General features: G+C 76.2%; 7 protein-coding genes. 3 read left to right on the top strand and 4 right to left on the bottom strand.

The window, feature by feature from the left end; translation table 11 throughout:
• Positions 1 to 60: 60 nt before the first annotated feature.
• Entirely contained in the window at positions 61 to 309 is a 249-nt protein-coding gene (locus GTW67_RS25485; protein ID WP_161167120.1) for a hypothetical protein, read from the top strand.
• A gap of 64 nt (positions 310 to 373) precedes the next feature.
• Here GTW67_RS25485 and GTW67_RS25480 read toward each other — a convergent pair whose 3' ends face one another.
• On the bottom strand, positions 374 to 2044 hold the full coding sequence (locus tag GTW67_RS25480; RefSeq protein WP_161167119.1) for an alpha-amylase family glycosyl hydrolase: 1671 nt from the start codon (positions 2042 to 2044) through the stop codon (positions 374 to 376).
• Positions 2045 to 2148: 104 nt separating this feature from the next.
• On the bottom strand, positions 2149 to 3138 hold the full coding sequence (locus tag GTW67_RS25475) for a nucleoside hydrolase (RefSeq protein WP_161167118.1): 990 nt from the start codon (positions 3136 to 3138) through the stop codon (positions 2149 to 2151).
• 366 nt (positions 3139 to 3504) lie between these two features.
• Here GTW67_RS25475 and GTW67_RS25470 point away from each other — a divergent pair, with 366 nt between their 5' ends.
• Positions 3505 to 4254, top strand: coding sequence for a hypothetical protein (locus GTW67_RS25470; protein WP_346010737.1), 750 nt, complete (start codon positions 3505 to 3507; stop codon positions 4252 to 4254).
• A 10-nt stretch (positions 4255 to 4264) separates the two neighbouring features.
• On the opposite strand, the gene GTW67_RS25465 is transcribed toward GTW67_RS25470, so the two are convergent.
• Entirely contained in the window at positions 4265 to 5005 is a 741-nt protein-coding gene (locus GTW67_RS25465) for a GAF and ANTAR domain-containing protein (RefSeq protein ID WP_161167117.1), read from the bottom strand.
• Positions 5006 to 5089: 84 nt separating this feature from the next.
• Positions 5090 to 6439, bottom strand: coding sequence for a helix-turn-helix domain-containing protein (locus GTW67_RS25460; protein ID WP_161167116.1), 1350 nt, complete (start codon positions 6437 to 6439; stop codon positions 5090 to 5092).
• Between the two features lie 117 nt (positions 6440 to 6556).
• On the opposite strand from GTW67_RS25460, the gene GTW67_RS37110 reads away from it, so the two are divergent.
• On the top strand, positions 6557 to 6766 hold the full coding sequence (locus GTW67_RS37110) for a hypothetical protein (protein WP_202437686.1): 210 nt from the start codon (positions 6557 to 6559) through the stop codon (positions 6764 to 6766).
• Positions 6767 to 6848 lie beyond the last annotated feature (82 nt).

Here is a 6848-nt window from a genome sequence, read left to right as displayed (position 1 = left end):
TAGGCCGGCCGGTGGCTGGAGGACATCACGTCGGGCGCCGACGTCAAGGGCGACGTGACGGTGGTGACGCCGAAGACCGACGCCGACGGACGCACCACGGTCGGCGTCACCGTCCGCAACACCGCGGACGCGACGAAGTCCTTCGCCGTGCAGCTGAACCTCACCAGCCCCGACGGCACCCTGCTGGACGCGGTCGTCGTCACCGTCGACGACGTGCCCGCCGGCCGGTCCGGCAGCGCCACCGCCCGCAGCAGCCACGACCTGTCCGGGGACGTGCGCGCGGTGGTGGCCCGCGCGGTGCGCTACTGACCCGGCGCGGCCCGCGGAACGAAGCGGGCCGCGCACGGGACCGGCCGGGCGGATCGTGCCGCCGCTACCGCACCAGCCACGCCGTGGTGTCCGGCCCCAGCCGGCCGTCCTCCAGGGGCACGCTGGTCAGCACCACCTCGCCCGCCGGCAGGTCGACCGGCGCGCCGGAGAGGTTGGTGACACAGCGCCAGCCGTCCGAGCGGTCGAACTGGAGCACGCCCGGCGGCACGTCGTCCGCCCAGGTCAGCGTCTCGCCGTCGAGCAGCTTGCGGCGCAGGCGCAGGGCCGTGCGGTACAGCTCCAGGGTCGAGCCCGCCACCCCGTCCTGGGCCTGGACGGAGAACTCCCCGAAGCCCGGTGGCTGCGGCAGCCAGGCCCCGCCCGCGCCGAAGCCGTACGACGGTCCGCTCGTCGTCCACGGCAGCGGCACCCGGCATCCGTCGCGGCCCTTGCGGACGTGCCCGGTCTGCTCCCAGATCGGGTCCTGGAGCACCTCGGTGGGCAGGTCGGCCACCTCGGGCAGGCCCAGCTCCTCGCCCTGGTAAACGTACGCCGAGCCGGGCAGCGCCAGCATCAGCAGCGTCGCCGCGCGCGCCCGGCGCAGGCCCGCCCGCGCGTCGACGGCCGGGGCCTTGCCGCCGGACAGCAGCCAGGCGTCCGTGTCGGTGCCGGTCGGCAGGACCAGCCGGGTGGCGTGGCGGACCACGTCGTGGTTGGACAGCACCCAGGTCGCGGAGGCCCCGGCGGCGTGCGCGTCGGCCAGCGAACCGGCGATGATCTCGCGCAGCTCCACCGCGTCCCAGCGGCCCTGGAGGTACTCGAAGTTGAAGGCCTGGCCCAGCTCGTCCGGGCGGGCGTACAGCGCGCGCCGGGCGCCCGGGACCCAGGCCTCGGCCACCGCCATCCGCGGCGGGCTGTAGGCGTCGAGGATCTTGCGCCAGTCGCGGTAGACCTCGTGCACGTCGTCGCGGTCGTAGAAGGGGTGGGTGCCCGGGGCGAACTCGGTGAGCGCGGCCTCGCTGCTCAGCTCGGGGGCGCCGAGGTCGCGCAGCGGCTCGGTGAGGTCCTTGACCAGGGCGTGGGCCACGTCGATGCGGAAGCCGTCGACGCCCCGGTCGCACCAGAACTTGAGCGTGGTGCGGAAGTCGGCGCGGACCTGCTCGTTCTCCCAGTTCAGGTCGGGCTGCTGGGGCGCGAAGAGGTGCAGGTACCACTGGCCGTCCGGCACCCGCTGCCAGGCGCTGCCGCCGAAGACGGACTGCCAGTCGGTGGGCGGCAGCTCGCCGTGTTCGCCGCGGCCGTCCCGGAAGACGTACCGGTCGCGGGCGGCCGAGCCGGGGCCGGCCTCCAGGGCCTCGCGGAACCAGGCGTGGCGGTGCGAGGTGTGGTTGGGGACCAGGTCGACGATGACCTTCAGGCCGAGCCGGTGGGCCTCGGCGGCCAGGGCGTCGAAGTCGTCCAGGGTGCCCAGGCGCGGGTCGACGTCGCGGTAGTCGTCGACGTCGTAGCCGCCGTCGGCCAGCTCGGACGGGTAGAACGGGCTGAGCCACAGGGCGTCGACGCCCAGGGCGGCCAGGTGGGTCAGGCGCTGGGTGATGCCGCGCAGGTCACCGAGCCCGTCGCCGTCGGCGTCGGCGAAGCTGCGGGGGTAGATCTGGTAGATGACGGCCTGCCGCCACCAGTTGGGGTCCTTGGACGACAGGTCGGGCGTGCTGGTGGTGCTGCGTACGGTCACGCGGTCTCCTTCGCGATGCGTGCGGGCGACACGAATAGATCTGTCCACATCACCCCAAAAGTGAACGCGCGGGTGGCGGGACGCGCCGGTGACCGTGCCCCGTCCTAGCCCTGCTCGGCGGGCCGGCGTTCGACCGCGCGCAGGTACAGGTCCACGTACCGGGGCACGTCGACGTCCAACGCCACGTCCACGAGCGGCTGTTCGCGGGTGCCCTCGTGGATCTCGGACTCGCCGGGGCGGACGCGGCGGTCGACGAGGGTCTGGCCGCGGGCCGGGCCGGGGGCGAGGGAGACCTCGACGGGCAGCCGGTGCGTGGTCAGGCCCTGCGGGTCGATCACCGCGCAGACCGCGCCCGCGTCGCCGAGGCCGCCGCCGGGGTCGGTCTCGTCGGTGGCGGGGCCGCGGTGGGCGAGCAGTTCACCGGCGAGGCGGGTGCCGGGCTCGGTGCTCGCGCGCAGGCGGCGCACGTCGGGGCCGGGGACGATCACGCGCTGGAAGACGTCCAGCCCGTACATGGTGATCGGCACCCCGGCGGTGAGCAGGATCGCGGCCGCCTCCGGGTCGTGCCAGACGTTGAACTCGGCGACCGGCGTCGCGTTCCCGGTGGCCACGGCGCCGCCCATGAACACGATCCGCTCGATGTTGCGGGTCACCTCCGGGTGGGTGCGCAGCAGCAGGGCGATGTTGGTGGCGGGCGCGGTGGGGATCAGGGTGACCGGGCGCGGGGAGGCGAGGATCTCGCGGCGCAGCAGGGTCACGGCGTCCACGTCGGCGGGGGTGCGGGTGGGCGCGGGCAGGCCGAGGTCGCCCATGCCGTCGTGGCCGTGCACGTGCCGGGCGGTGCGCACGGCCTCGATCAGCGGCCGCTCGGCGCCCCGGGCGACGGGGATCTCGGGGGCGCCGGCCTGCTCCAGCACGGTCAGGGTGTTGCGTACGACGCCGTCCACGTCGGTGTTCCCGGCCACGCAGGTGACCGCCCGCAGATCGAGCCCCGGGTGCCGCACCGCCAGCAACAGGGCCAGGGCGTCGTCGATACCGGTGTCGCAGTCGACGATCACGGGGACGGGCGGGTACGGGTACGGCTCGTTCGGCACGGCATGGCTCCTTGTGCTGCGGGGGGGCCGGTGCGGCGACCCTACGCGGCCCTGTACGGGGTACGCCGAGAGCCCCGACAGGCAGGGGGCCGTCTGGCACCGGGCGCCGAAGCCGGATGGCGGCCGGCGCGGGCGGGTCACCCGGGCCGGGCCGCCCCGGCTGACCTCCGCCGGGCCCGGGCCGGGTGCCGTCGGTGCCCCGCATAGGTGCGGGTGTGCCGAGAGTCCCGGCGGCACGGCCGTGCGGCGCCCGGTGGGGGCGGGTCACTCGGGTGGGTTTGTGGGGTGGTGGGCTGGGTGGGGTGGTGGTGGCGTGGGGGTGTGATCCCTTGTGACGGGCGTCTGTCCGTGGCGGGCCTCCGGCCTGTGGTCCCGCTCCCGGCCGTCCTGCTGCTCTCGGCCGTCCTGGTCGCCTGTTCCGCCGCCGGGCCGGACGCCCATCAGTCGGACGGGACCCTGCCCGCGACGCCCCAGTCCCCCGCCGCGCTGCCCTCAGCCGCCGTCCCGCCCGCGCTCACCCCGGCCCAGGCGGACGCGGCGCTGATCACCGAGGCCGACCTCGGGGAGACCTGGGGGCCGACGCAGGGCGCCGCGACCTGGCGGGACGACCTGCTCAAGGCCACCACTGCCGACCCGGACTGCCGGCGGCTGCTGGACGTCCTCTACACCGAGGACCTCTTCGGCACCGCACCCCGGGCGACGGCCGCCCTGGACGACTACGCCGGCGGGGCCCAGCTGCACTACCGGATCACCTCCCACCGCGCCGCCGACGTCGACCGGACGCTGGCCTGGCTGGCGACGCTGCCCGACACGTGCGGGCACGTCACCGCCGAGGCCGCCGGCGGGGCCGCCCGGGACGTCCGGGTCACCGGCGTCACGCCGCCCGAGGCGGGGGACGCCCGGCAGGGGCTGCGGGTGACGGTGACCGGTGCGGCGGCCGGCGCCGGGCCCGCCGTCCTCACCGTGGACCTCGTCGCCGTGCGCGTCGGCGACGACGCGATCACCGTGACCAGCGGCAGCCTGGGCGAACCGGCCGAGGACGCCACCCTCACGGCCGCGGAGACCGGCGCCGCGCGGCTGGCCGAGGTGCGGCGGCAGGGCCGGGCCCAGGTGTGACGCGGCCCCGTCAGCCGTCGAGGTCGAAGCGCTGCCGGTGGGCGAGCACGTCGCGGGCGACGTCGTGGGCGGTACGGCCCCGGGCGAAGGCGGCGCCGCGCAGCCGGGCCAGCGCCTCGTCGGCGCCGACACCCAGCTGGGCCATGATCATGCCGACGGCCTGGTAGACCTCGTCGTGGCCGCCGCCCAGCCCGCTCAGCCAGGCGTCCTCCCCGCCCCCGAGGCCGTACTCCTCCCCGTGCGGCAGATCCATCAGGGCCGTGGTCATGACGCCGGCCAGCAGCCGGGCCGTGTTCAGCTCCGCCCCGGTGAGCCCGCCGGGGGTGTCGCGGTAGAGGTCGAGCGTGCCGACGCACACCGTGTCGCTGCCCAGCGGCAGCGCGTAGACGGCGTTCACGCCGACGGCCGTCGCCTGCTGGGCGAAGACGGGCCAGCGGTCGGCGTCCGCGCCGTACCGCAGATCGCGGGCGATCACCGGGGCACCCGACTCGGCGGCGCTGACACACGGCCCGTCGCCCAGGGTGGCCTGGACCTCCGCCAGGTACGAGGCCCGGTCGCTGCTGGCGCACAGCCGCACCGGGAGGCCGTCACCGTCGCGCAGCGACGCGCTCGCGCCGATCACCGGCAGCAGTCTGACCGCCACCGCGCAGAGACGTTCCGGCACCACGCCGGGCGAGGCGCCGCGCCCCTCGTCGGCGGGAGGTTCCCCGCCCGGGGGCCATCGGGGGTCGTCGCTGGGCCGCACGGCCACCGCCTCCTTCGCTCACGCGGCCGGATGCCCGACTACCCGTGGCCGACCGGAGGAAACCGGGAGGTCGGGGCGCGGTCGGCGCGGCTACAGCGGAGGCTGCGCGGGGGCCGGGCCCAGGGTGGTCGTGCCCGGGGCCGTGCGGTGTCCGAGGCCCGTGCGGTAGGCGTCCAGGGCCGCCTCCACCCGGCCGGTGCGGCGCAGCAGGTCGCCCAGCAGCCGGCACAGGTCGGCCAGGTCACCGGCCGCGCCCGCCCGCTCCAGCAGGCTCAGCGCGCGCACGTAGTGCTCCTCGGCGGCCTCGGTGTCGCCGGCGTCCTCGGCGATGATGCCGAGCAGCCGGTGCGCGCCCGCCGCGTGCACGGCGCCGCGTTCGGAGGACAGGTCGTCCAGCACCCCGCGCAGCAGCCCGGCCGCCTCGGCGGACTTGCCGCGCCGGTGCAGCACGTCGGCCAGCTCGACGGCGACCTGGCTGCTGTAGAGGGCGGCGCGGGTGACCGACAGCATCTCCAGGGCCTGCCGCATCTCCTCCTCCGCGCGGGCGAGTTCGCCGTTCTGCGCGCAGACGTAGCCGCGCATCCAGTGGCAGTTGGCCAGCTCGGTGCGGAGTTGCAGCGTGCGGTACAGCTCGGCCGCCTTGGCCAGGGAGGCGTCCGCCTCCGCGAGGCGGCCCTCGGCGAGCAGCGTGCGGGCGACGGAACGGTGCATGCGGGCCACCAGTGCCGGGTCGCCGGCCCGGGGCGCGAGCGCGAGGGCCAGTTCGGCGGCCTGCGCGGCCCGGGCGTGCGCGCCCATGTCCATGTACGGGCCGATGACGCTGGCGTAGAGCAGCAGCAGCGCGTCGGGGTCGTGCAGGCCGCCGCGGTTCAGCTCGTCGAGGGTGGTCTCCAGGAGGTAGACGGCGTAACGGAGTTCACCGGCGAGATAGTGGGTGAGGGCTCGGCCGCGCAGGGCCGGGACGCGGGCCGGCAGCGGTGCGCCGATGCCGGTCAGGCACTCCTCGGCCCGCTCGAAGTAGCCCCGGCCCGTTGCCAGTTCGCCGGTCTCCACCGCGCACTCGCCGAGGCCGAGCAGTGCCGCGGCCCGCTCCTCGGGCAGCTCGTACTCCTCGGCCTCGGCGAGCAGTTCGCCGTACTGCCCGGCCGCCTGCTCGGCGCCGCCGGTCGCCAGCGTCCGCCGGGCCTCGGTGAGCCGGAGCCGCAGGTCGGTGGCGAGCCGTGCCGGGCGGCCGGTGGCCAGCTCCTCGTAGCCGACGCCGAGCCGCTCGGCGAGGTGCCGCAGCGCCTCGTCGGAGGGGCGGACACGGCCGGACTCCAGGGTGGAGATGTAGGCGGGCGTGTACGCCGGTTCGGCGAGCTGCCGCTGGGTCATCCCGCGCTCGGCCCGCAGCCGCTGCACCCGGCGCCCGATCGCCACCCGGTCTTCACGATCCCCCACTGCCAACTCCCCCTGTGCCTCTTGCCGTTGGGCTCCGGCGGCCCTAGGTTAAATTGCGGGTTAAGCATGCTTAACAGCACCTGACAGCCTCCCACATCCCGCCCCCGAGAGGACGCCGTGCCCGACCACACACGCACCGCCAGGGGCGTCGTCGCCGCCCTCGCGGCCGTGGCCGCCCTGGTCCTGGCCGGCAACGCGGGCCCGGCCGAGTCGGCGGAACGGCCCCCGGGCGGCGGGACCGGCCGGATGACGGACATCGGCCGCTCGCTCGCATCGGCGGACCGTCCCGACGGGAGCGTGCCGACACCACCGTCCGCTCCACGCTGAGGCCTGGGCGGGGGTACGGCCGTCCGGCGCCGACCCCGGGCCGGGGGCACGGCCGTCCGGCGCCGGCCCCCCGGGGCGGGAT

This window comes from Streptomyces sp. SID5910, assembly GCF_009862125.1.
GTDB lineage: Bacteria > Actinomycetota > Actinomycetes > Streptomycetales > Streptomycetaceae > Streptomyces.
This window is presented reverse-complemented; position numbering and strand designations above follow the sequence as displayed.